Source organism: Halorubrum sp. SP3, from assembly GCF_005435195.1.
In the GTDB taxonomy this organism is placed as follows: domain Archaea; phylum Halobacteriota; class Halobacteria; order Halobacteriales; family Haloferacaceae; genus Halorubrum; species Halorubrum sodomense.
Window position 1 is genome coordinate 59751 of record NZ_SGTU01000011.1, and the last position, 21662, is coordinate 81412.

A 21662-nucleotide genomic window follows, 5' to 3' on the forward strand; every position below is an offset into this window, starting at 1 on the left:
CCCCGACTACTCGTCGGGCCGCTCGTCGGCGCCGTCCAGCGTGATCTCGGTGATCTCCACGATCCGGTCGTCCGCGAGCAGCGTCTCGATCGCGGCGTCGGGGACCGCCGAGTCGAGGTTGTAGACGGTGAGCGCCTCGCCGCCCTGCGTCTCGCGGCCGTTGAACATCCCGGCGATGTTCACGTCGTGGTCGCCGAGGACGGTCCCGATCAGCCCGATGACGCCCGGCTCGTCGGTGTTGCGCGCGACGAGCATGTGGCCGTAGGGGACCGCGTCGACGCGGAACCCGTCGATCCGGACGATGCGGGCGTCCTCGCCCGCGAACAGCGTCCCCTCGACCGCGATCTCGTCGTCGCCGTTGCGGACGGTGACGCGGACGAGGCTCTGGAAGTCCTCGGTCTGTCGGGTCTTCGACTCGGTCACCTCGATGCCGCGCTCCTCGGCGAGCCGCGGCGCGTTGACGGCGTTCACCTGCCACTCCAACGGCTCGAAGACGCCCTTCAGGGCGCTCGCGGTGACGAGGTCGACGTCCTCCGCGGCGATGTCGCCCTCGTAGGTCGCCTCGACCTCGGTGATCCGGCCGTCGAGCAGCTGCGCGGCGACCTTCCCGGCGGTCTCGGCCACGTCGATGTACGGCTCGATCCGCGGGAACGCGCTCTCGTCGACGGAGGGGGCGTTGAGCGCCGTCAGGACCGGCTCGTCGTTGAACGCTGCCAGCACCGCCTCCGCGGTGTCGACCGAGACGTTCTCCTGGGCGGCCTCCGTCGAGGCGCCGAGGTGCGGGGTCAAGACGATGTCATCGACGTCGAGCAGCGGTGAGTCCTCGGGGAGCGGCTCCTCCGCGAAGGAGTCGAGCGCGGCGCCCGCGAGGACGCCGTCGTCGACCGCCGCGGCGAGCGCGTCCTCTTCGACGATGCCGCCGCGGGCGCAGTTGATCAGGTAGCCGCCTTCGAGTTGAGCCAGCTCGGCCTCGCCGATCATCCCCTCCGTCTCGGGGAGGAGCGGGGTGTGGATCGTCGCGAAGTCGCCGGCCGCGAGCGCGTCGTGGAGGTCCTCGACAAGCTCGGCGCCCATGCGGTCGGCGCGCTCCTCGGAGATGTACGGGTCGTAGACGACGAGGTCCATCCCGAGCGAGTCGAGCCGCTTCGCGACCTCCTGGCCGACGCGGCCGAGGCCGACGATGGTGAGCGTCTTGTTGTTCACCTCGGTGCCGAGGAACTCGCCTTTCGCCCACTCGCCGTCGACGAGTCGCCCGTGCGCCTGCGGGATCGAGCGCGCGACGGCGAACGTCATCGCGACGGTGTGTTCGGCGGCGGCCCTGACGTTGCCGTCGGGCGCGTTCGCGACGATGACGCCGTGGTCGGTGGCGGCCTCGATGTCGATGTTGTCGACGCCGATGCCGGCGCGGCCGACGATGACGAGGTCGGAAGCCGCCTCGAAGACGGCCTCGTTCACGTCGGTTCCGGACCGCACGATCAGCGCGTTGGCGTCGGCAACGGCGTCGAGCAGCGCGTCGCCCTCGGCCTCGTAGTCGGTAACGACCTCGTGGCCGGCGTCTCGGAGTCGGTCCAACCCCGGATCCGCGATGGGGTCGGTCACGAGTACCTTCATGTGGAAACGGACCCGCGGCGCGGGGTTAACGCTTTCCGAATCGCGCCGTTTTGCCGCCCGGTCGGATCCGCGCTCGTGAGTATCGATCCCCCTTTCGTCGACGGAGAATGCGCGTTCGTGGGTACCCTCGCCGGTGGTGGCCCTTTTATACCCGCCGCACGTGACGGCACGGAGTTCACGATCGCGGTCGCCGGCGCCGAGAGGCACGCGCTCCGCGGCTCCCGGATCGGCGTCCCGACCGACGCCCGCGGTGACCGCACACACATAACCCAACATACATGAGCCTCGGACGGGTCCCACGAGGTACGTTTCCGATCATGATGAGCCGTTGGACGTGTGGCCGGTGTGGGTTCGTCGCGTGGACGCGGGACCGCTCCGAGATGCGCGAGGTGACGGGATCACACCTGATCGCGCACCACTCGGACGCGCTCTCCACGTCCGACTTCCGCGTCAGCTGGGACTGCCCGTACTGCGCCACCGCCAAGACCGCCTACGACACGGACGGCGCGGTGGCCGAGTTCGAGGCGCACCTCCACGACCACGTGACCGACCGCGTCGCGGACGGCGTTCACGTCGCCGATCACGTCGACTGGAACGGCGTCGTCCGGGTCGACGCCTCGGCCGTCGGCGACGAGGCCGACGCGCTCAGGGCGCACTTCCACGGCGCCGCCGGGCTCGTCGTCGCCGTGACGCCCACGCCGGAGCGGCTGGTCCGCGCGCTCGACGAGCGACTCTCCGCGTGGCCCCGCCGGACGGTGATCGTCAGCACCGGCGAGTACGACTTCGAGGCGACGCCGGACGTCGACTTCGCGGGCGTCGACGTCGAAATCGTCGAACTCGATCCCCGGCTCTCTCCCGACGACGTCGGTGAGACCGTCTCGCGCATCCTCGACGCCAACCACGAGCCGGGCGAGCGCGTCTCGCTGGAGGTGAGCGTCTTCGGCCAGATCGTCGCCGCCTTCGACGTCGAGCGCGCGGTCGCGTTCGTCCGCATGCTCGCCGCACGCCTCGTCGACGCGGGAGGCGTGTTACAGCTGTACGTCGACGCCGACGCGGACCGGAACGTCGCCACGGTCCTCAACTTCCTCGACGAGACGATCGACCTGACGGTCGCGGTCGACGACGACCGGTTCGTCCGTCGGTCGTAGTCGCGGCGCCCGACGCCCCCCGCTGACCCGTCTCCGCTACCCCTCGTTACGCTCCGTGTAGTCCGCCGGCCAGCGGACGTACACGTACTCGACGTGCCGGTCCGCGGCCGTCTCGACGACCGCGCGCTTGAACCGTCGCAGCACCGCTCGAGCGCGCTCGCGGGCGTCCTCGGCGGCGGTCTCGTCGCTCGCGAGCTCCCGGAGCCTCCGCTCGACGTCGACGCCGAGGGCCGATCGGTTGTCGTCCGTCGCGTCGCTCTCCGCCCCGACTCCCTCGTCTGACTCGTTCGCGACGATCCGCGGCAGGTACGCCGCCGCGAGGTCCGCCACCAGCCGGTCGCGGTGGTCGAGCGCGTCGATCAGCCACTCGACCGAGGCCGACCGGTCGGTCGCGGTCGGGTCCGCGGCCTCGATCAGTTCGCAGCACAGCCACGCCGCGTACCGCCGCGTTTCGGCGTCGATGCTCGCTCCCGCCTCGGCCGATGCGCTTCCGCCCGCCCCGCTCCGGTCCGCTCCGCTCTCCTCGGCCCCGATCTCGTCCGGTCCGGGTCGCTCGCTCGCCGTTCGCTCGGCGGCGACCGCGCGGAACGCGGCGAGCGGGCCGTCGCCATCGAAGGGGCGCTCCGTCAGGAGCCGGTCGCGCACGTCGCCCGCCGACACCGCGCCCGCCCTCGCGATCACCGTCGTAATCGACGCCGCGGCGGCCCGACGAATCCGCTCCGCGGGGTCCCGCAGCGACCCGATCAACACGCCGGCGGCGTCCCGCCGGTCGAGCGCTCCGAGCCGGCGGACGACCGTGAGCCGGAGCCGCTCGTTCCCTCGCCGCGCCGCGAGCGCGAGCAGCTCCGTCGCGTCGTCGCTGTCCATCGCGACGAGCGCGTCGGCCGCGGCGCCGCGAACGAGGTCGTTCGGCGCGTCCACCAGCGGGCGGACGGCGTCGACCCGCTCGCCGCCGACGCGGGCGTATCCCCTGACGGCTCGGGCTCGGACCCGCGCGTCGCCGTCGTCGAACGCCTCTCGAAATCGGGGCGCGTCGCCCTCGTCCCCGACGACGGCCAGCCCGGTCGCCCCGACCATCCGGTACGCGGCCCGGTCGTGCTCTACCCACCGGGCGAACGCCTCGGCGACCCGCCCCCGCGTCGCCCGTCTGCCGTCCCCCGTGCCGCCGGCGCTCCGCCGTTCGGCGATCCGCCGCGCCAGCCGGTCGACGTGGTCGTCATCGTGGAAGTACAGCGACTCGATCGCCGCCGCACGGACCGCCTCGTCGGGGTCGTCGAGGGCGGCCCCGAACAGCGCCTCGACGATCCGATCCTGCTCGGCGCTCATCGAGCCGGAGGGGTTGCCGAGCGCCTCGGCCGCCTCGCGACGCGTCGACGCGTCGAACCGCCGGCCGAGTCGCGCCAGCATCGGGGGGCCGTCGCCGCGGTCGCTCCGCTCGGCGGCGCTGGCGCTGCGATCGCCGCGTTCGGCGCCGCCGGCGCTCCCCGCCGACTCCGCGGTCTCCTCGGTTCCCGGCCCGTCGTCCATCTGTGAATCGCTCACCGATCCGGTACGTTAAACGTACGCCCGCGGCTATCACCGGTGAGAATTCGCCCCGTCCCGCGAGCCGGAGCCCGTCACTCGAGTTCGAACTCCCGCACGGTCTCGTACTCCGGGCCGGACGCGGTCAGCGTCGATTTCATCAGTCGGACCTCGTCGACCGAGCACGACCCGACCTCGACCTCCCCGTCGTCGAGCGCGTCCCGGACCGCCTCCGCCCCGGCCGCGTTCTCCACTCTGGCCAGCGTGACGTGCGGCGTGAACGCGTGGTCGGCGGGATCGACGCCGAGCGCGGTCGTCTCCGCCTCGAGGGCGCGGTGAAGCGCGGTGAGGTCGTCGCCGCCGCGCTCGATCCCCGCCCAGACGACGGACACGTAATCTCGGTTCGGGAAGACGCCGAGACCGCCGACCGCGCAGTCGAACGGCGCGACGCCCGCGCGGTCGACCGCCCGCTCGCCGGCGGCGATCACGTCGTCGAGGGCGGAGTCGTTCGGGCTGTCGTCCTCGTCGCCCCTCGCGACGTCGCCGAGGAACTTCAGCGTCACGTGCGCCTGCTCGGGATCGACCGGGTTCACGCCGTGGGCGTCCGCGAACGGGGCCTGTGCCGCCGCGACGCCGGCCGCGAGGGACTCCGGGAGGTCGACGGCGAAGAACGCGCGCATCTCGATTGCGGGGTCGGCCCAGCGACGGATACGGCTTGGGGTGGCCGAGCCGGCAAGCCATACGTAAATACTCCCGTATCAGTCCGGCACCAAACCCACCACGGGCGCGGTCGTAGTCACCGTCGATGGCCCCCACCGACTCCGCGCGGCCGGAATCGACTCCGGAGCGTCGGACCCCGGAGCGTCGAGCACCGAGCGTCGTCCGCCTGGACGACGGCCGCCGGATCGCGTACGCGACGTACGGCCCTCCGACCGGCGATCCGCTCGTCTTCTTCCACGGGACACCCGGGTCCCGCCGACTGGGGGCGCTCCTCGAACCGGCGGCGCAAGCGAACGACGTCCGCGTCATCGCGCCCGACAGGCCCGGCTACGGTCGGTCCTCGCCGCACCCGGGCCGGACCGTCGCCGACGCCGCCGCGTCCGTGCGGCCCGTCTTGGACGACGCGGGCGTCGAGAGTGCGCCTCTCGTCGCGTTCTCCGGCGGGGCTCCCTACGCCCTCTCGACGGCGGCGACGGCGGGCGAGCGGGTCACCGGCGTCGACCTCGTCGCCGGGGCGACGCCGCCATCTTTCACCGACGACACGCCGGCGGTACAGCGGTTGCTGACCGGCCTCGCGTCCGCGACGCCCTCGGTCCTCGGGGCGCTGTTCCGCGGACAGGCGTGGGTCGCGGACCGGGCGGACCCGTCGTTCGTGGTCGGGCAGTACGCCGCGGACGCGGACGCCGTCCCCGACGACGTCGCGGCGACGGTGAAAGCGGACTTCCTCGCGGCGTTCGAGCGTCACCGGAGCGGCGCGGTCACCGAGTTCCGCGACGCGGGGGCCGACTGGGGGATCGATCTCGACGCGGTCGACATCCCGGTGCGCCTGTGGCACGGGACGGCCGACGCCAACGTCCCGATAGCCGGGGCGGAACGACTGGCCGAGGCGCTCCCGACCGCCGACCTCCGCGCCCTCGACGGCGCGGACCACCTCGGGACGCTCCTCCGGGCTGCTCCCGAGGCGCTGGCGCGTCCCGGTTGACCGCTCCGGCCCGCTCCCCCTCCCTGTCCCCGCTGACCGCTCCGGCCCGCTCTCCCTCCCCGTCCCCGCTGACCGCTCCGGCCCGCCCCACGTCTCGAACCCGTGCCGAACCCGCGCCGAACCATGCGGATTGATGTGTGGGAGGGTCGAACGGCGAGCGACCGCCGAATGAAACGGATCAGGTTCTCGGCCGCCTACCCGGAGCGGCTCCGCCACCCCCTCCACCGATCGATCGTCGGCGAGTCCCCGATTTCGCGCGCGGAGCTGCTGATGTGGAGTCCGACGGCGGACGCGACGACGCTGCTCTGGTTCGACGGCGACCGCGACGCGACGACCGCCGCCGTCGAGGCGCTCGACTCGCTGGTCGCGAGCAGCCTCGTGAGCGACGCGGACGGGACCTACGCCTTCCTCCGACAGGACGAGTACGAGTTCCCGGCGGCCCTCCTCGACACCGTCGCGGCGTCGCGGGTGATCTTCCTCCCGCCGGTCGTCTTCCGCAAGTCGGGCGACGTGCGGTTCGAGGCGGCGGGCGCGACCGCGGCGCTCAGCGCGTTCCACGACGACCTCGCGGCCCTCGCGGACCTCACCATCGAGCGGGTCCACGAGTTCGAGCGCCGGCGGACGCCGTCGCGGCTGACCGACCGACAGCGCGCGGCGCTTGAGACGGCGGTCTCGGTGGGGTACTACGAGGTGCCCCGCGAGGGGACCGTCGCGGACGTCGCGGCCGCGCTCGACTGCGCGACGAGCACCGCCGGCGAACTGCTCCGCAAGGCGGAGGCGGCGGTCGTCGAACGCGCCGTCGAGTCGGCGTGACGGCGTCCGCCGCGAGGGAGCAAACCGCGGCTACAGCCGTTCCCGAAGCGTGTCGGCGGTCGCGTCGCCCACGCCGTCGACGTCGGTGAGGTCGTCCCGGGAGGCCTCGCGAACGCTCTCGACCGACCCGAACCGCCGGAGGAGCCGGCGGCGAGTCTCGGGGCCGACGCCGGGCACGTCGTCGAGGACCGTCGCCACCTCGTCGCGGACGGTCTGGTGGTAGGAGACCGCGAAGCGGTGCGCCTCGTCGCGCACGCGCTGGAGCAGGTGGAGCTCGGGGGCGTCGTCGTCCCAGCGGCGGGTGCCCGTCGGGGTGACGACCAGCTCCTCGGCCTTCGCGAGCGCGACGACGGGGGGGTCCCACCCGGTCTCCGCGAGCGCGTCGCGGGCGGCCCCCAGCTGCCCTTCGCCCCCGTCGATCAGGAGGAGGTCGGGGTCGGGTCGGTCGTCCTCGCCGGCGAGCGCGCGCTCCGCGCGCCAGCGGATCAGCTCGCGCATGTTGGCGTAGTCGTCGTTGCGCTCGGTGAGCTTCTTCCGGCGGTAGTCCGCGGTCTCGGCGCTCCCGTCGACGAAACAGACGTCGGAACCGACCACGGCGGTCCCCTGCGCGTGGCTCACGTCGAACCCCTCGATCCGCTCGGGGCGGGCGATCCCGAGCCGGTCCCCGAGCGCGCCCACCGGGTCGTCGCGGCCGCCGCGCTTCCGGGCGTTCTTCAGCGCGAGCTCGACGAGTTTCGCCTCGCGGCCGGCGCCCGGGACCCGGACCGCGACGCCCTCGGCCTCCAGCCAGTCGACCACGTCCGAGTCGGACGGGCGCTCCGCCAAGAGGACCGCGTCGGGGAACTCGCGCTCGGCGTAGTACTGCGCGAGGAACGCGGCGAGGACGGCGGCGGGGGTGTTGGCGTCGGCGGAGTCGCCGCGGCCGTCGTCGCCGGTCGATCCCCCGTCCACCGCCGCCGCGTCGAGCCGGTGTCGGCTCCGGTCGACGAGCTGGCCGCGCTCGCTGTGGAGCCGGGCCACGCGGGCGGTGTCGCCCTCGACCGCGGCCGCCAGCACGTCGACGGTGCGGTCGTCGGTGCGGTCGCTGACGGCCTCGCCGCCCTCGCCGTGGAACGCCTCGACGGCTTCGAGCCGGTCGCGGAGGTTCGCGGCGCGCTCGAACTCGTTCGCCTCGGCCGCCGCCTCCATCCGCCGCCGCAGCGGGTCCGCGAGCCCGCCCGTCTCCCCCTCGAAGAAGCGGCGCGCGGCGGCGACGTCCTCGGCGTAGTCCTCGGGCGATATCTCGCCGGTGCACGGCGCCGAGCAGATGCCCATCTCGTAGTCGAGGCAGGGGCGGTCGCGCCCGTCGTACTTGTGGTCCGAGCAGCCGCGGAGGCCGTACACCTCCCGCACCGCCTTCACCACGGTCTCGACGCGCCCCACGTCGGTGAACGGACCGTACGCGACCGCGCCCGCCTCCGGATCTCGAGTCACCTCGATCCGGGGCACCTCGTGGTCGGAGAAGGCGACCAAGGGGTACGACTTGTCATCCTTCAGCCGGACGTTGTACCGGGGACGGAGCCGCTTGATGAGGTTCGCCTCCAGCAGCAGCGCCTGCGTCTCCGTGTCGGTGACCGCGAACTCGATCCGGTCGGCGCGCTCGACCATCCCGCGGATCCGCCCCGAGCGGGGGTCCGCGTACGACCGCACCCGGTCCCGGAGGTCGAGCGCCTTCCCGACGTACAGCGTCGTCTCGCCCGCCCGGAACTGGTAGACCCCCGGCTCGGTCGGGAGGTCTCGGGCCCGCTCGCGCACCGCGTCGGCGTCCATCGCTCTCGGACCGACGTAACCGCCGAACGCGTTTGAACGCTGCGGGCCGCGGCCTCCCTCTGGCTCACCGTCCCCCGAGACCCGCCGTCACCCCCGATTATCAGTTGCGAACACTGGGGCGCGCCGTTTATAATCCAGGTTCAGAGAGTTAAAGTAGACTATGACGGGACTTCGCGAGCGTCTGCGGAGCGTGTTCGGGCGGGGGGGCGACTCCCGGTCGGTTCCCGACGGCGGCGTCGTCGTCGAGGACTCGCCGGGAGCGGACGCCGTGACGGCCGCGGCCGACGAGTCCGGCGCCCCGGCCGACGGGGCGCACAGCGTCACGGAGGCGGACGGCGCGGACCGGAGCGGCACCCTGGCCGGCGCCGGCTTCGCCGAGGCGTTCAACGCCACGGGGGTCCCGACGTTCATCCTCGACACCGAGGGGAACGTCGCCGAGTGGAACGAGTCGATCGCGGCGCTCACGGGCGTCGACCGCGGGGACGCCCTCGGTCACGGCTACGCCTCGGAGCTGTTCTACCCCGACGGTCGGCGCGCCGACACCCTCGCGGACAAGGTGCTCGACGCGCCCGAGACCGCCGACGAGGCCTACGACCTCGAACGGTGCGGGAGCGCCCGGACCCGCTACCGCGACACGAGCACGATGGTCGACCGACACGGCGACGAGAAGCACATCGAGTTCACCGCGACGCCGATGTACGACGGCGACGAGCTCGTCGGCGTGACGGAGGTCGTTATCGACCGGACCGAGAACGTCAACGAGCGGGAGGCGACGGCGGAGCTGGTCGCCGAGATCCGCACCACGGCCGAGGCGATCGGGGAGGGGGACTTGGAGGCCCGCGCCGTCTGCCGCGAGGAGTGCGAGATCCTCGACGAGGAGCTGTTGAGCGTCATCGATGTCGTCAACCGGATGGCCGAGAACCTCGAGGACCTCTCCGAGAGCGTTCACGAGAAGGCGCGCGACCTCGACGCGACGGTCGAGGAGGCGAGCGCCGCGGCCGCCGACATCGCCGAGAACGTCGACGAGCAGAACGAGCTCTTAGAGGAGAGCGTCTCGGAGATGCAGTCCTTCTCCGCCGGGATGGAGGAGGTGGCCGCGACGGCCGACGAGGTGGACACCGCCGCGGTCGCGGCCGCCGACGCCGCCGACGAGGGGCTCGACGCCAGCGAGGACGCCCGCGAGGCGACCGAGGACGTCGTCGAGATCGGCGACGAGCTCGTCGAGAGCGTCGGCGCGCTCTCCGAGCGCATGGACGACATCGAGGAGGTGATCGAGGTCATCTCCGACGTGGCCGAGCAGACGAACCTGCTCGCGCTCAACGCCAACATCGAGGCCGCCCGCGCCGGCGAGGGCGGCGACGGCTTCGCGGTCGTCGCCGAGGAGGTGAAGAAGCTCGCGGACGAGACCCGCGGCTACACCGAGGAGATCACGGAGAGCCTCGACAAGCTACAGGCGCAGTCCGCGGAGACCACGACCGCCGTCGAGCGCTCTCACGAGCGGATCGAGGACGCGGGCACCGAGATCGAGACGGTTCTCGACTCGCTCGAGGAGATCGCCGACGCGGTCGACGAGGCGGCCGCGGGCGTCGCGGAGGTCGCGCGCACTACCGACGACCAGGCCGCGACCGTCGAGGAGCTCACCTCCTCGCTGGAGGCGGTCCGCGAGCGCTCCGACCGCACGGAGGACGCGACCGATCGCATCGTTGACGCCACCGACGACCAGGAGGCGGCCGTCGACGAGCTGATCGCCCGCGTCGAACGGCTCGACGCGCGGTAACTCCGTCCCGTTCTGGTCCGTCCCGTCCCGTTCTGGTCCGTCCCGTCCCGTCCCGTCCCGAACCCCGACGCGTTTCGCCCCTGTTCTCCCGTCCTCGGCCGTCCGCTTCTCCTGTCCCGCCGAACGTTTAACCCCGCTCAACCCCCAGAAATCGTATGTCCGTTACGCCGCCAGGACCGCTCGGCGACCCCCTGTTCGGGAACGGTCGCCAGTTCGCGGACGACCCGTTCGGCTTCCTGCGCGCCTGCGCCAACAGCTACGGCGACGTGGTGCGACTGAACCTCGGCCCGAGAGAGACCTACCTGCTCACGAACCCCGCCGACGTCGAGCGCGTCCTCGTCGCGGACGCCGAACGCTACCGCAAGCCGCAGTTCGACGACGCGATGGACACGCTGCTCGGCGACGGTCTCCTCATGAGCGAGGGGGAGACGTGGAAACGCCAGCGGAAGCTGGCGAACCCCGCCTTCCACAACCGCCGGATCGGCGCGCTCGCCGGCGTGATGGCCGACCACGCCGAGTCGCACGTCGCCGACTGGGACGGCGGCGACGTCGTCGACCTCCAACTGGAGCTGGCCCGGCTCACCGTGCGGATCATCGTCACGGCGATGTTCGGCGCCGACATCTCCGACGAGGAGGTGAAGACGGTCCAGGAGAACCTCGAACCCCTCGGCGCGCGCTTCGAGCCCGACCCCCGCCGGTACCTGATCCCGGACTGGCTGCCGACCCGCGAGAACCGCGAGTTCGACGCCGCCATCGACACGCTCGAATCGGTGATCGACGACATCGTCGCCCGCCGCCGTGGCACGGAGCGCGACCCGAGCGTCGACCCCGCCGGCCCCGACGGGACCGGCGTCCGCGGGCCGCCCGGCGACCCCGACGCCGACCTCCCGATGGACCTGCTCTCCGTCCTGCTCCGCGCCCGCGACCGCGGCGAGCAGACCGACGAGAACCTCCGCGACGAGCTGGTGACGATGCTCCTGGCCGGCCACGACACCACCGCGCTCGCGCTCACCTACGCCTTCTACCTCCTCTCGAACCACCCGGCGGCCCGCGAGCGGGTCGCCGGCGAGGCCGATGCGGTCGTGAGCAGCGGCCCCCTGACCGCGGGCGCCGTCCGCGACATGGAGTACACCGAGCGCGTCCTCAACGAGTCGATGCGGCTCTACCCGCCCGTCTACACGCTGTTCCGCGAGCCGAAGCTCGACGTGAAGCTCGGGGGATACCGGGTCCCCGAGGGCTCCGCGCTGATGGTCTCTCAGTGGGTGATCCACCGGTCCGACCGCTGGTACGACGACCCCGAGGCGTTCGACCCGGACCGCTGGACCCCGGAGCGCCGGAGCGAGCGACCGCGGTTCGCCTTCTTCCCGTTCGGCGGCGGCCCGCGCCACTGTATCGGGAAGGCGTTCTCGCTACTGGAGGCGAAGATCATCCTCGCGACGGTCTGCTCGCGGTTCGACCTGGACTACGAGGGGCCGAGCCTCGCCCTGCGCGGGTCGCTGACGATGCACCCGGACCACCCGGTGCCGATGCGGATCCGCGAGCGCTGAGGGATGACCGACGACGAGGCGGCGTCGTACTGCGCTCGCTGCGGCGAGCCCCTCTCGCGTGGGCTCGTCGCGGGCCAGCAGCGCGCCTGCTGTCTCAACGCGACTCCCATCGCCGGCGTTTGTCCGACGCACGGCCCGGTGGGGCCGCACCACGCGGTCGACGAGCTGAGTGAGAGCGACGGGACGTAGGCGGCCTCGACCGTCGCTCATTTATAAACTACCACCCTTGTGGTCGGCGCGTGCCTCCGAGCGCCCCACGGGCGCGAGGAGCACGCGCGAGGGAGTCAGCCGGCCGGAGCGAAGCGGAGGCCGGCTGACGAGGCTGGGGAGGTGTGAGGCTGTAGTGGCGTGCGGTCGGGCGGGATCCAAAGGGGCAGCCTCCCGGCTGGGGCTTTGGAGATGTTCACCGCCGATCTACGATTTCTCATTTATAAATAAGCGGCTGGCGTTTTGAAACACGCACCGTCGATCGGCCGTCTGCCGGTTATCTGTCGCCCCCGATATCGAAAACGAGTGAGATGCGGTCGTCGGCGTAACTGTTATTCGTACACAATTTCAACACAGACGTATGTCAGAAGCGGGTTCGTCGCCGGAGAAGACGACGGTCAACATCCGAATGACGGAGTCGTTCCTCGCCGACGTCGACGCGACGTGGAAGGACCTCGGATACAATAGTCGGAGCGAGTTCGTGCGCGACGTGCTCCGCGACGCGGTGAAACACCCGGAGTTCGATCGCGCCGACCTCAAGGCGGTCGCCGCGAGCGAAGTCGACATCCAGCAGGGCCGCACCCGCGACAGCGACGCGATCAAAGCCGAGTACGGTAGCGACGGCGACGGCGATCGATGAGCGACGGGTGGGACTGGCGGTTCACCGACCGGTCGGAGCGACAGCTTGCGGCGCTCGACGACCACGCCCGCGACCGGATCCTCTCGAAGCTCGACGAGGTCGTCACCGACCAGTGGCGGGACCCGACCGATCACCTCGAACCGCTCGCCGGCGCTCCGCACCAGAAACTCCGGATCGGTCAGTTTCGGCTCGCGTGTCGGGCAGACCGCGACCGAGAGATACTGTTCGTTGTCGCCATCCGGAAGCGCGGCGGCGACGCGTACCGAGACGACGATTGAACGTCCGGCGCGATCGCCACGAGCGAGGCATCTAGATTTATAACTTTACGCTCGCCGCGACCTCCCGGAACTCCGGGTCCCAGGCGTCGAGCGCGTGGACGCGCCACCGGATCGGGTCGAACTCGGCGCCGACGAGGCCGGCGACCGCGCCCGGCTCGGGATTCCCGCCGCGAGCCAGCGTGATGTGGGGTACGTACTCGTCGCCCTCGATCCCCTCGACCGCGCCGAACGCGTCACAGAGCCGCCGGTGAACCCGGACCAACTCGTCGCTCTCGACGGCCAGGTACACGACCGGCCGCGACCCCGACCGCGGCGCGTCGAAGACGTCGACGCCGGTGACGGCGACCTCGAAGGGGTCGACCCCGGCGAGCGGCCGGCGAAGCCGCTCGCGCAGGCGGTCGACGGCGGCCTCTCTGTCCGGGACCTCTGGCCTCTCCGCTCCCTCACCCTCCTCGCTCCGCACGTCCGCGACGCCGAACCGCTTACAGACGAGCGTGCGGCGCTCGCGCACGCGGTCGAACCCCGACAGTTTCGGGTGGAGATCGGCCGCCAGCCGCTCCACCGCGGTCGGGAGCGGGACGTTGAGGCTGAACACGTCGACCGTCGCCTCAGATCCGGTCAGTCAGGTGTAACGCGATCAGGACGACGAGCGCGATCCCGATCAGCGTCGGCAGCGCGTCGAGCAGCCAGAAGGCGACCTCGAGGACGGCCCCGACGATCTCCACCAGAAGCCACACGACGACGAGCAGCAACACGACTTTCAGGAGGTCGTCGGTGTCGATCTCGGCGCGGTTCATGCTCGGACGAGGGCGCGGCAGCGGTAAAAAGTCGGTGGGTAGCGAAGCGTCCGTTACGCGATCTTCTCGTACTGCTCGGAGAGCTTCTCGGCGGCCTCGTCGAGCAGCTCGGTCTCGTACTCGTCGAGGTCCCACTCGACGACCTCCTCGACGCCGTCCGAGCCCAGCTTCGCGGGCACGCCGAGCGCGGTGTCCTCGTAGCCGTACTCGCCGTCGAGCACGACCGAACAGGGGAGCACCTCGCCGGTGTCGTTCAGGATCGCTTCGACGGTGTGCGCGACGCCGGTGGCGGGCCCCCACTGCGTGGCGCCCTTCCGGCTGATGACGTCCATCGCGGACTCCTGAAGATCCGCGAGGATCTGCTCTTTCTCGTCGGCGTCGAACGACGGGTCGCGGCCGTTCACGCGGACCTTCGAGAAGACGGGCGCCTGCGCGTCGCCGTGTTCGCCCAGGATCGTCGCCTCGACGTTCTTCACGGGCGCGTCGAAGCGTTCGGAGAGGACGTAGCGGAAGCGCGCGGAGTCGAGCCGCCCGCCGAAGCCGACCACCTCGTGCCGGTCGCGGTCGCCCGCCTCGTAGAGGTGGCGGTTCAGTAGGTCGACCGGGTTGGAGGTGGTGACGGTGACGAAGTCGTCGTTGTGCTCGGCCAGCGACGAGCCGATGTCCTCCATGATGGGGGCGTTGTCGCCGGCCAGGTCGATGCGGGTCTGGCCCTCCTGTCGCGGGATGCCGGCGGTGATGACGACGACGTCCGAGCCGGCGGTGTCCTCGTACTCGCCCTGCCGGACGGTCGTGTTCGAGTCGTAGGCGACGCCGTGGTTCGCGTCGGCGGCCTGTCCGATCGTCGTCTCGCGCTGGTCCGGAATGTCGACGAAGACGAGCTCGTCGACCACGTCGCGCAGCGCGAGGTTGTAGCCGGCCGCGGCCCCGACGGTCCCCGCCGCACCGATAACGCTGACCTTTGTCATACCGTGTACACTCGCGTCCGGGCGGCGAGTAAACGTTTCGGAACCTCAGCAACGTCCGTGGCGGTCGTCGCGAAACCCCTAACTCCCGCCGCGCCGAAGCGTCGCCTCGTGCCGACGTTCCGCTACCCGTGTCCGGGCTGTCGGACGACGAACAGCCTCCACGACGCCGACTGCGAGTTCGAGGGCGTGAGCTGGCCCACCGTCGAGAAGGCGTACACGGACCTCCTCTCGGTCCTCACGGCGGAGCCCGAGGGCCTCTCGGAGGCGGCGCTGCGAGACGCGATTCCGGCGGACTGGGGCGGGCTCCACAAGGCGGCGCTCGGCGCGCTCCGTCGCGACCAGCGCGTCGTCGAGGACGGCGACCGCCTCCGACTCCTCACCGCCGCCGAGTTCAAGGAGCGCGTCTCCGAGCCCACCCGCGACCCGATGCGGACCGTCTACGAGCACGGCTCCGTCCCCGGCTGTCACGACAACGCCGTCTTCGCGATGGTGGCGTGGTACGAGATGGTCGGCCTTTCGTGGCCCGAGACCCGCGAGAACGTGATCGAGTGGCTCCGCGAGTCGGGCGCGTGGGACCGCGGCGGCTTCGAGGAGTCGACGCCGGGAGAGCTCGTCGACGCCAAGCGCCACGTGTACGACGAGGGGTACGGCTGGAAGGAGAAGGGCCAGGCCGCGAAGCGCGTCATCGAACGGCACCTGTAGCGCGGTCCGCTTCGGATTTCCTCTCAGGTCGGCGGTCCGTCCTCACGACCGCGGCGTTCGGACGCCGAACCGGACGACGGACCGGCGGACCGCGTGAGCAACTGGCGGCCCGTCGCCGCGCGACAGTTTTACGCCCGCCGTCGCCGTCGTTCCCACGTATGGCTCTCGACCTCGTCCCGGCGTGGCCCGCCGTCGGCTCGCTCGCGGGCGGGGCGGGAGCGCTCGCGCTCGCGTGGGCGATCCGCGAACACCGCGGCCGTCCCGGGGTCGACTGGTTCCTCGGGGTGTTCGCCGCACAGGCGACGTGGTGTTGCTCCTACGGGGTCGGGCTGCTCGTCACCGACCCGACGCTCCGCGCCGCACTGGAGGCGACGATGTGGCTGGGCGTGATCTGGACCGGGATCGCCTTCCTCGGCTTCGCGTTGGAGTACACCGGTCGGAGCGACGTGGTCCGGAGCCGCCTGTTCGGCGCGATCGTCGGGTTCGGCCTCCTCTCGTCCGCGCTCGTCGCCACGAACCCGCTCCACGGCGCCTTCTGGACCGGCCTCGCGCCCGACCCCGCCTTCGGCGTCGAGACCGTCTCGTACGCGTTCGGGCCGTGGGCGTACCTCACCGTCGCCGCGGAGACGGTCCTCGTCGCCAGCGCCGTCTTCCTCCTCGTCGACACGCTCCTCAGCTACGGGCCGCTGTACCGCCGCGAGAGCGCCGCGGTCGCCCTGAGCTCGCTGCCGCCGGGGTTCGCCTTGGTCGCGTGGACGCTCCAGATCGGCCCGGTCCCGCAGCTCCAGCTCGCGCCGCTGATGTTCGTTCCGCACATGATCCTCGACGCGTACGCGTTCGACCGCGCGGAGATGTTCGACCGGAACCCGACGACCAGCCGCGCCGCCGAGCGCACCGCGATCGACGACCTCCGGGACCCCATTCTCGCGCTCGCGCTCGACCGCCGCGTCGTCCGGCTCAACCCCGCCGCCGAGACGGTGCTCGGCGTCGACGCCGAGACCGCTCGCGACCGCCCGCTCGCCGAGTTCCTGGAGCTGCCGGTCGCCGTCGGTGACGGCGCCGACGCCGCCCTCGTGACCGGTGGGAGCGATCCGGACGACGGCCCCGGCGACGAGACCGATTCCGCCGGTTCCGAGCCCGGGGACGGCGGCTCCCGCGAGACGGTCGAGATCGACTCCGCGGCCGGAACGGGGCGGCGAACCTACGCGGTGTCGGTCTCCCGACTGACCGACCCGAACGGGACCCACGTCGGCTACACGGTCGTCCTCTCCGACGTCACCGAACGCGAGCGCCGCCGCCAGCAGCTGGAGGTTCTCAACCGAATCCTCCGCCACAACCTCCGCAATGACGCCGGCGTCGTCCACGGCTACGGCGAGATCCTCCGCGACCGCCTAGAGGACCCGGAACTGGTCCGGATGGCCGACGCCGTCGAGCGCCGTGCGGGCGCGCTGGCCGCGCTCGGCGAGAAGGCGGGCACCGTCGAGCGCCTCCTCGCTGACAACGATCCCGTCGCTACCGACGTCCGCGAGCTCGTCGACTCGGTCGTCGCCGACGCCCGCGAGCGCGACGACGCGGCGCCCGTCGAACTCGCCGTCGAGGGCGACGACGCCGCGGAGAGCGACGACGCCGGAGACGGCGACTGGACCACGCGGGTCAGGCCGGACGCGCTCCGCGCGGTCGTCGAGAACACCGTGGAAAACGCGATCGACCACCACGACGGCGAGGGGGCCGAGCGCGAGGACGGCGAGGCGTGGGTGCGGGTCGCGCTCCGCCGGGAGGGGGGCGACGGCGAGGGAACGACCGCGGGCGACGCCCGCTTCGTCCTCACCGTCGAGGACGACGGCCCCGGAATCCCGGACCACGAGGTCGAGGCGGTCGAGTCGGGCCGCGAGACGGCCCTCGAACACGGGTCGGGGCTGGGGCTGTGGGTCGTCGCATGGGGCGCCGCCGCGGTCGGCGCCGATGTCGAGTACGCCGACCGGGAGCCGCGCGGGACGCGGGTGACGGTGTCGATTCCGGTCGTAGACGATTTATAAAGCGTGTGCCTCGCCGTACGCCTGTGCCTTCAGGCGATCGTAGCGCTCTCGCGAGTCGAGCACCCACTTGTACTCGAACCCGGGCGGCGGGTTGCCCATCCAGTCGAGGAACGAGCGGGTCTCTTCGACTCCAAAGCGGATCGTTTCGCGGTTGTACGTTGGAGAGAGATCGACCTCCTCAAACAGATTCAAAAGGAATTCCTGACGCTCGTCTCGGTTCCGTATCCGTATCGCGGCTCTAGGCTCACCGTTCTCTTGAACGTCGAGACACCCGTCACAGACGTACCACATCTTCGCGATCCGTGGCGTGAGCGATAGGCTCTCTGGGAACCGCTTCTCGCCGGATCGGTACCATTGACGAAGTGACCGCATGAACGGGTGGGAGCGCGATATGACGGTGTACATATCGTGATAGTTCTCAGCCCTCGCATTTGGGCTGAACCCCGATTCACGGTTATTCTGCGCCAGTTCCGCTGCCGTCTTTTTAAGCGAGACACCGGTACTCAATATCCCTATCTCGTGGTCGAACCACTCCAAGAATTGCTTGTTAACCATCGGGAGACGGAACAGGCCGTGAGAACCGTCGTTCGTCTTCGGGACGGATCCGTCACCCATGAGACAGCCGATGAGGATCTCGCGAAGGTACGTGGGAATCTCGGGGTAGTAACAGCTTCCGCGTGCCCAGTGACTACCGACCCGCTTGAACGACTTTCCGCATCCTAGACACGTTTCCCTCGGCAATTTACTCGCTCTGAATGCGGGGGGCTAGCATATACGTTGCGTTCCCCAGCCCCTCCGCGAAGCCGTAGTGGAGCTTGACGGGGAACTCCTCGCCGAGCTCGACGGTGACCTCTGCGTCGGAGGGGATCGCCTTGTTCATGTCCTTCAGGTAGTCGAGGCTGAACAGCGAGTCGGCGGGGCCGGCGGTGAGCGCGATGAGGTCCTCGCGGTCGAGCTTGAGGTTCACGTCGTCGGTGTCGCCCTCGGCCTCGATGAAGAACGCCTCGTCGGTCTCGTCGACGCGGAGGCGGATGTGGTCGGAGACCATGTCGGCGGCCTTGATCCCGCGGTCGAGCTGGGCGCCCTCGACGACGATCTCGGAGGCGAGGTCGAGGTCCGGGATGTCCGGCTCCTGGCGGATCGAGTCGGGGTCGATGAGCGCGAGGGTGTAGGATAGGCCGTCGATCTCGATGTGGAGCTTGCGGGTCTCCTCGTCGAGTTCGAGGTGGATCAGGTCGCCCGAGTTGGCCATGCCGGCGATGTCCTCCAGTCGGGCGAGGTTGACGCCGATGACGCCGCCGTCGGCGTCGTAGGATTCGAACGCGGCCGCCTCCAGCGTGAGGTCGACCATGCCGACGTTGGCGGGGTCGACGGCCCGGATGGAGAGCTCCTCCTCGTTCAGGCGGATCTTACACTCGTCGACCAACACGCTCACCGAATCGAGCGCGTCCTGAAACGTCGACGCGCCCACGATGGCCTTGAACATATACGTTCAACTTGGGCGGTATCACCTAAAAAGGCACCCGATCGGAACGGCGACCGACCGCTCAGAGCGACCGGACGAGGCGGGCGACGACGACCGCGAGCGTGACGACGGTCCGCCACAGTCGGAGCCGTTCGAGCCGGTATTCGCCCGCGTCGGATCCGTCCGCCTCGTCGCCTTCGTCGTCCGGTCCGCGGTCGCGTTCACAGGTCGCGTCGCCGTCGGGCCGGTCGGGCGGCGGGTCGGTGGCTCGGTCCGGTTCCTCCCGCGGGTCCCGGCCGGACGCCGCCGGCTCACGGGACGGATCAGCCGCGTCGCGGTCGGGTGCCTTTCGATCGGTCGCGTCGTGACCGCCCGCGTCACCGCTCGCGATCTCGTCGGCTGAGTTCGATTCCGCGTCGATGCCCTCGGCCGCTGGCAGTGGCTCGTCGATCATGTGGGCTCTCGGCCGGGGTAGGCCGTACGTGACGATACGAGGTTAATTTATAAATAAACGAGCCGAACGCAAGGCGAAACTGAAACTCGTCCGGGCGGACGGTCCCGGCCGGTCACCGCCCGCCGTTCGGGTCCGGCCTCAGATGAGCGGTTCGACGAGGTCGCGCCCCTCGGCGAGCAGGTCGTCGACGGCGCCCTCGGAGTCGGCCTCCGCGTACACGCGCAGCTTCGGCTCGGTGCCGGAGGGGCGGACGAGCAGCCACGAGCCGTTCTCCAAGAGGAGCTTGAACCCGTCGAGGGTGACGACCTTCGCGACGGGGGAGCCGCGGACGGACTCCGGGATGTGGTCTTCGAGCTCGTCTAAGACGCCTTCCTTCCGGTCGTCGGGGCAGTCGAGCGACACCTTCCCGGCCGCGATGCGGCCGTGCTCGTCGAGCAGGCGGTCGACGCGCGCGTCGAACGGCTCGGCGGCGTGGGTCGCGGCCGCGAGCAGCGCCATCAGCACGCCGTCCTTCTCGCGGACGTGGCCGCGGAGGGTGAACCCGCCCGACTCCTCGCCGCCGAACAGCGCGTCGTGCTCGCCCATCGCCTCGGCGACCCACTTGAAGCCGACCGGCGTCTCGTACACGTCCTCGCCGTGCGCCTCCGCGATGCGGTCGACGAGGAACGTCGTCGAGACGGTGCGGACCGCTGGCCCCGAGTCGGTCTCTAGGAGGCGGTCGTAGCAGGCCGAATAGAAGAGGTTGGCGTCGAGGACGCCGCGCTCGGGCGTGACGACCGCGATCCGGTCGGCGTCGCCGTCGTTGGCGACCCCGAGGTCGACGTCGCTTTGGGGGTCGGTCACGCGCTCGGCCAGTTCTCCGAGGTGTTCGGCCGACGGCTCGGGGGAGTCGCCGCCGAAGGTCACGTCGCGCTCGCAGCGCAGGCGGACGACCTCCGCGCCGGCCGATTCGAGGAGGGCGTCCGTGACGCCGCGTCCGCTCCCGTGCATCGCGTCGTACGCGACCGTGAGCCCGGAGAGGTCGACCGCGTCGCCCCCGTTCCCGCTCCCGGCGACGCGCCCGACGACCTCGCGGGCGGCGTCGGCGTGATCGCTCACGAGGTCGACGTGCTCGATCGCCCCGCGTTCGCTTTCGGGGAGCAGGTCCGGCTCCGCGAGCCGCTCGACGACGTCCTCGGTCACGTCGGGGAGCGCGGGCGCGCCGTCGTGCGGGATGAACTTCACGCCGTTGTACTCGGGCGGGTTGTGCGAGGCCGTGACCATACACGCGCCGGCCAGGCCGCGGGAGACGATCGCGTGAGCGATGACGGGCGTCGGCGCGTCGCGCTCTGGGAGCAGTACGTCGAAGCCGTTGCCGGCGAGCACCTCGGCGAGGCTCTCGGCGAACCCCTCCGAGGTCTCGCGGGCGTCGTACCCCACGGCGACCGGCTCGTCGCGCCCCGCCGCGTCGAGGTGGTCCGCGACCGCCTGCCCGACGATCCGCACGCGCTCGTCGGTGAAGGTGTCGAGCGTCGCGCGCCAGCCGTCCGTGCCGAAGGCAATCTGGTCCATGTCGCCCACGTCGGCGGCGGGGACAATAATGCCCGGTGTCGGTCGCGAGGCTTGCGCGAGTGAGCCGCCACTCGCTATTTATAAACGAACGGCGGTGGCGCGTGCCGACGAGCGCCCACAGGGCGCGAGTCGCACGCGCGAGGTCGTCGGGCTTCGCCCGACTGCCAGAGGCGCGTCGCGCCTCGCTGTCGCCGGCGCTACGCGCCGGCTGCCAGAGGGACCTTCGGTCCCTCGCTGGAGTCAGTCGCCGGAGCGAAGCGGAGGCGACTGACGAGGCTGGGGAGGCGTGAGGCGCGGTCGCGTGAGCGACCGGAGGGAGCGAACGGGAGCACGGAAGTCGTAGCCCGCGCAGCGAACGCAGTGAGCGAGCAGGACCGTCTTCCGGCGGTCGCTGTGCGAGGCGGGACTCAAAGCCCCAGCCGTGAGGACGACGCACGCTCGTTGCGCTCCTCACTCGGTCGCTACCGCTCCCTCACTGCGGTGCTTACGTCGCCTGCGTCGTCCTCACGGCTGGGGCTTTGGAGATGTTCGCCGTCGGTCCGTAGTCGGTTAGTTATAAATAGCCGACTGGGTTTAAAAAAGCGAAACGCTCCCCCCCAGAGCCGTGGACGAACCGTCGGCAACTGTGATCTCGTT

The 21662-nt window shown here is 71.1% G+C and carries 21 protein-coding genes; 10 read left to right on the plus strand and 11 right to left on the minus strand.

All coding sequences use genetic code 11. The annotated features are described in order from the left end of the window. Positions 1 to 6: 6 nt before the first annotated feature. Positions 7 to 1611, minus strand: coding sequence for a phosphoglycerate dehydrogenase (serA, locus tag EXE42_RS09960; protein ID WP_092919326.1), 1605 nt, complete (start codon positions 1609 to 1611; stop codon positions 7 to 9). Positions 1612 to 1928: 317 nt separating this feature from the next. Between serA and EXE42_RS09965 the strand changes: the two genes are divergently transcribed. Next, the gene (locus tag EXE42_RS09965) at positions 1929 to 2759 is read left to right on the plus strand and encodes a hypothetical protein (RefSeq protein WP_092919330.1); all 831 of its coding nucleotides are present in this window, start codon (positions 1929 to 1931) and stop codon (positions 2757 to 2759) included. A gap of 36 nt (positions 2760 to 2795) precedes the next feature. Here the strand turns inward: EXE42_RS09965 and EXE42_RS09970 are convergent, their stop codons facing one another. Continuing rightward, positions 2796 to 4286, minus strand: a complete 1491-nt coding sequence (locus tag EXE42_RS09970; protein ID WP_137706433.1) for a HEAT repeat domain-containing protein — start codon at positions 4284 to 4286, stop codon at positions 2796 to 2798. 89 nt (positions 4287 to 4375) lie between these two features. Next, positions 4376 to 4960, minus strand: a complete 585-nt coding sequence (gene thpR, locus EXE42_RS09975; RefSeq protein WP_137694242.1) for an RNA 2',3'-cyclic phosphodiesterase — start codon at positions 4958 to 4960, stop codon at positions 4376 to 4378. 125 nt (positions 4961 to 5085) lie between these two features. Here thpR and EXE42_RS09980 point away from each other — a divergent pair, with 125 nt between their 5' ends. Beyond that, positions 5086 to 5982, plus strand: coding sequence for an alpha/beta fold hydrolase (locus tag EXE42_RS09980; protein ID WP_092919336.1), 897 nt, complete (start codon positions 5086 to 5088; stop codon positions 5980 to 5982). 168 nt (positions 5983 to 6150) lie between these two features. After that, positions 6151 to 6795, plus strand: coding sequence for a helix-turn-helix domain-containing protein (locus EXE42_RS09985; RefSeq protein WP_137706434.1), 645 nt, complete (start codon positions 6151 to 6153; stop codon positions 6793 to 6795). Between the two features lie 30 nt (positions 6796 to 6825). Here the strand turns inward: EXE42_RS09985 and EXE42_RS09990 are convergent, their stop codons facing one another. Next, entirely contained in the window at positions 6826 to 8604 is a 1779-nt protein-coding gene (locus EXE42_RS09990; RefSeq protein WP_137706435.1) for an excinuclease ABC subunit C, read from the minus strand. Between the two features lie 160 nt (positions 8605 to 8764). Between EXE42_RS09990 and EXE42_RS09995 the strand changes: the two genes are divergently transcribed. From EXE42_RS09995 to EXE42_RS10015, 5 genes are all read left to right on the plus strand, one after another. Further along, on the plus strand, positions 8765 to 10381 hold the full coding sequence (locus tag EXE42_RS09995) for a methyl-accepting chemotaxis protein (RefSeq protein ID WP_092919342.1): 1617 nt from the start codon (positions 8765 to 8767) through the stop codon (positions 10379 to 10381). Positions 10382 to 10536: 155 nt separating this feature from the next. Beyond that, entirely contained in the window at positions 10537 to 11928 is a 1392-nt protein-coding gene (locus EXE42_RS10000) for a cytochrome P450 (protein WP_137706436.1), read from the plus strand. Between the two features lie 3 nt (positions 11929 to 11931). Continuing rightward, on the plus strand, positions 11932 to 12117 hold the full coding sequence (locus EXE42_RS10005) for a hypothetical protein (protein WP_137694239.1): 186 nt from the start codon (positions 11932 to 11934) through the stop codon (positions 12115 to 12117). Between the two features lie 379 nt (positions 12118 to 12496). Next, positions 12497 to 12775 carry a ribbon-helix-helix domain-containing protein gene (locus EXE42_RS10010; RefSeq protein WP_137706437.1) on the plus strand — a complete coding sequence of 93 codons (279 nt, stop codon included), beginning with the start codon at positions 12497 to 12499 and terminating at the stop codon, positions 12773 to 12775. Then, positions 12772 to 13053, plus strand: coding sequence for a type II toxin-antitoxin system RelE/ParE family toxin (locus EXE42_RS10015; protein WP_092919350.1), 282 nt, complete (start codon positions 12772 to 12774; stop codon positions 13051 to 13053). Before EXE42_RS10010 ends, EXE42_RS10015 begins: the two co-directional genes overlap by 4 nt. A gap of 37 nt (positions 13054 to 13090) precedes the next feature. Here the strand turns inward: EXE42_RS10015 and EXE42_RS10020 are convergent, their stop codons facing one another. Genes EXE42_RS10020 through mdh form a run of 3 tightly spaced genes read right to left on the minus strand, consistent with a single transcriptional unit; the run spans position 13091 to position 14818 of the window. Continuing rightward, positions 13091 to 13648 carry a 2'-5' RNA ligase family protein gene (locus EXE42_RS10020; RefSeq protein WP_137694238.1) on the minus strand — a complete coding sequence of 186 codons (558 nt, stop codon included), beginning with the start codon at positions 13646 to 13648 and terminating at the stop codon, positions 13091 to 13093. Between the two features lie 13 nt (positions 13649 to 13661). After that, a complete protein-coding gene (locus tag EXE42_RS10025) occupies positions 13662 to 13850 on the minus strand; it encodes a hypothetical protein (protein WP_092919354.1) in 189 nt (62 codons plus the stop codon). Positions 13851 to 13903: 53 nt separating this feature from the next. Next, on the minus strand, positions 13904 to 14818 hold the full coding sequence (gene mdh, locus EXE42_RS10030) for a malate dehydrogenase (protein WP_092919356.1): 915 nt from the start codon (positions 14816 to 14818) through the stop codon (positions 13904 to 13906). Positions 14819 to 14926: 108 nt separating this feature from the next. Here mdh and EXE42_RS10035 point away from each other — a divergent pair, with 108 nt between their 5' ends. Both EXE42_RS10035 and EXE42_RS10040 read left to right on the plus strand, forming a co-directional pair. Further along, entirely contained in the window at positions 14927 to 15520 is a 594-nt protein-coding gene (locus tag EXE42_RS10035; RefSeq protein ID WP_137706438.1) for a hypothetical protein, read from the plus strand. 158 nt (positions 15521 to 15678) lie between these two features. After that, a complete protein-coding gene (locus EXE42_RS10040) occupies positions 15679 to 17556 on the plus strand; it encodes a histidine kinase N-terminal 7TM domain-containing protein (protein WP_092919358.1) in 1878 nt (625 codons plus the stop codon). On the opposite strand, the gene EXE42_RS10045 is transcribed toward EXE42_RS10040, so the two are convergent. The 4 genes from EXE42_RS10045 to EXE42_RS10060 all read right to left on the minus strand — a co-directional run bounded on the left by EXE42_RS10045 (position 17551) and on the right by EXE42_RS10060 (position 21026). After that, the gene (locus tag EXE42_RS10045) at positions 17551 to 18297 is read right to left on the minus strand and encodes a hypothetical protein (RefSeq protein ID WP_137717991.1); all 747 of its coding nucleotides are present in this window, start codon (positions 18295 to 18297) and stop codon (positions 17551 to 17553) included. The genes EXE42_RS10040 and EXE42_RS10045 overlap by 6 nt on opposite strands. A 1-nt stretch (position 18298) precedes the next feature. Next, positions 18299 to 19042, minus strand: coding sequence for a DNA polymerase sliding clamp (locus EXE42_RS10050; RefSeq protein ID WP_092919362.1), 744 nt, complete (start codon positions 19040 to 19042; stop codon positions 18299 to 18301). 61 nt (positions 19043 to 19103) lie between these two features. Continuing rightward, complete coding sequence (locus EXE42_RS10055; RefSeq protein ID WP_092919364.1) at positions 19104 to 19475, minus strand: hypothetical protein; 372 nt, start codon at positions 19473 to 19475, stop codon at positions 19104 to 19106. Between the two features lie 138 nt (positions 19476 to 19613). Then, on the minus strand, positions 19614 to 21026 hold the full coding sequence (locus EXE42_RS10060) for a phosphoglucomutase/phosphomannomutase family protein (protein ID WP_137706439.1): 1413 nt from the start codon (positions 21024 to 21026) through the stop codon (positions 19614 to 19616). Between the last annotated feature and the right edge of the window lie 636 nt (positions 21027 to 21662).

What these genes read in the sequence shown, in the direction of transcription:
- serA (WP_092919326.1), bottom strand. Translation starts at nt 1,611, where the DNA reads ATGAAGGTACTCGTGACCGACCCCATCGCGGATCCGGGGTTGGACCGA.
- EXE42_RS09965 (WP_092919330.1), top strand. Translation starts at nt 1,929, where the DNA reads ATGATGAGCCGTTGGACGTGTGGCCGGTGTGGGTTCGTCGCGTGGACG.
- EXE42_RS09970 (WP_137706433.1), bottom strand. Translation starts at nt 4,286, where the DNA reads ATGGACGACGGGCCGGGAACCGAGGAGACCGCGGAGTCGGCGGGGAGC.
- thpR (WP_137694242.1), bottom strand. Translation starts at nt 4,960, where the DNA reads ATGCGCGCGTTCTTCGCCGTCGACCTCCCGGAGTCCCTCGCGGCCGGC.
- EXE42_RS09980 (WP_092919336.1), top strand. Translation starts at nt 5,086, where the DNA reads ATGGCCCCCACCGACTCCGCGCGGCCGGAATCGACTCCGGAGCGTCGG.
- EXE42_RS09985 (WP_137706434.1), top strand. Translation starts at nt 6,151, where the DNA reads ATGAAACGGATCAGGTTCTCGGCCGCCTACCCGGAGCGGCTCCGCCAC.
- EXE42_RS09990 (WP_137706435.1), bottom strand. Translation starts at nt 8,604, where the DNA reads ATGGACGCCGACGCGGTGCGCGAGCGGGCCCGAGACCTCCCGACCGAG.
- EXE42_RS09995 (WP_092919342.1), top strand. Translation starts at nt 8,765, where the DNA reads ATGACGGGACTTCGCGAGCGTCTGCGGAGCGTGTTCGGGCGGGGGGGC.
- EXE42_RS10000 (WP_137706436.1), top strand. Translation starts at nt 10,537, where the DNA reads ATGTCCGTTACGCCGCCAGGACCGCTCGGCGACCCCCTGTTCGGGAAC.
- EXE42_RS10005 (WP_137694239.1), top strand. Translation starts at nt 11,932, where the DNA reads ATGACCGACGACGAGGCGGCGTCGTACTGCGCTCGCTGCGGCGAGCCC.
- EXE42_RS10010 (WP_137706437.1), top strand. Translation starts at nt 12,497, where the DNA reads ATGTCAGAAGCGGGTTCGTCGCCGGAGAAGACGACGGTCAACATCCGA.
- EXE42_RS10015 (WP_092919350.1), top strand. Translation starts at nt 12,772, where the DNA reads ATGAGCGACGGGTGGGACTGGCGGTTCACCGACCGGTCGGAGCGACAG.
- EXE42_RS10025 (WP_092919354.1), bottom strand. Translation starts at nt 13,850, where the DNA reads ATGAACCGCGCCGAGATCGACACCGACGACCTCCTGAAAGTCGTGTTG.
- mdh (WP_092919356.1), bottom strand. Translation starts at nt 14,818, where the DNA reads ATGACAAAGGTCAGCGTTATCGGTGCGGCGGGGACCGTCGGGGCCGCG.
- EXE42_RS10040 (WP_092919358.1), top strand. Translation starts at nt 15,679, where the DNA reads ATGGCTCTCGACCTCGTCCCGGCGTGGCCCGCCGTCGGCTCGCTCGCG.
- EXE42_RS10050 (WP_092919362.1), bottom strand. Translation starts at nt 19,042, where the DNA reads ATGTTCAAGGCCATCGTGGGCGCGTCGACGTTTCAGGACGCGCTCGAT.
- EXE42_RS10055 (WP_092919364.1), bottom strand. Translation starts at nt 19,475, where the DNA reads ATGATCGACGAGCCACTGCCAGCGGCCGAGGGCATCGACGCGGAATCG.
- EXE42_RS10060 (WP_137706439.1), bottom strand. Translation starts at nt 21,026, where the DNA reads ATGGACCAGATTGCCTTCGGCACGGACGGCTGGCGCGCGACGCTCGAC.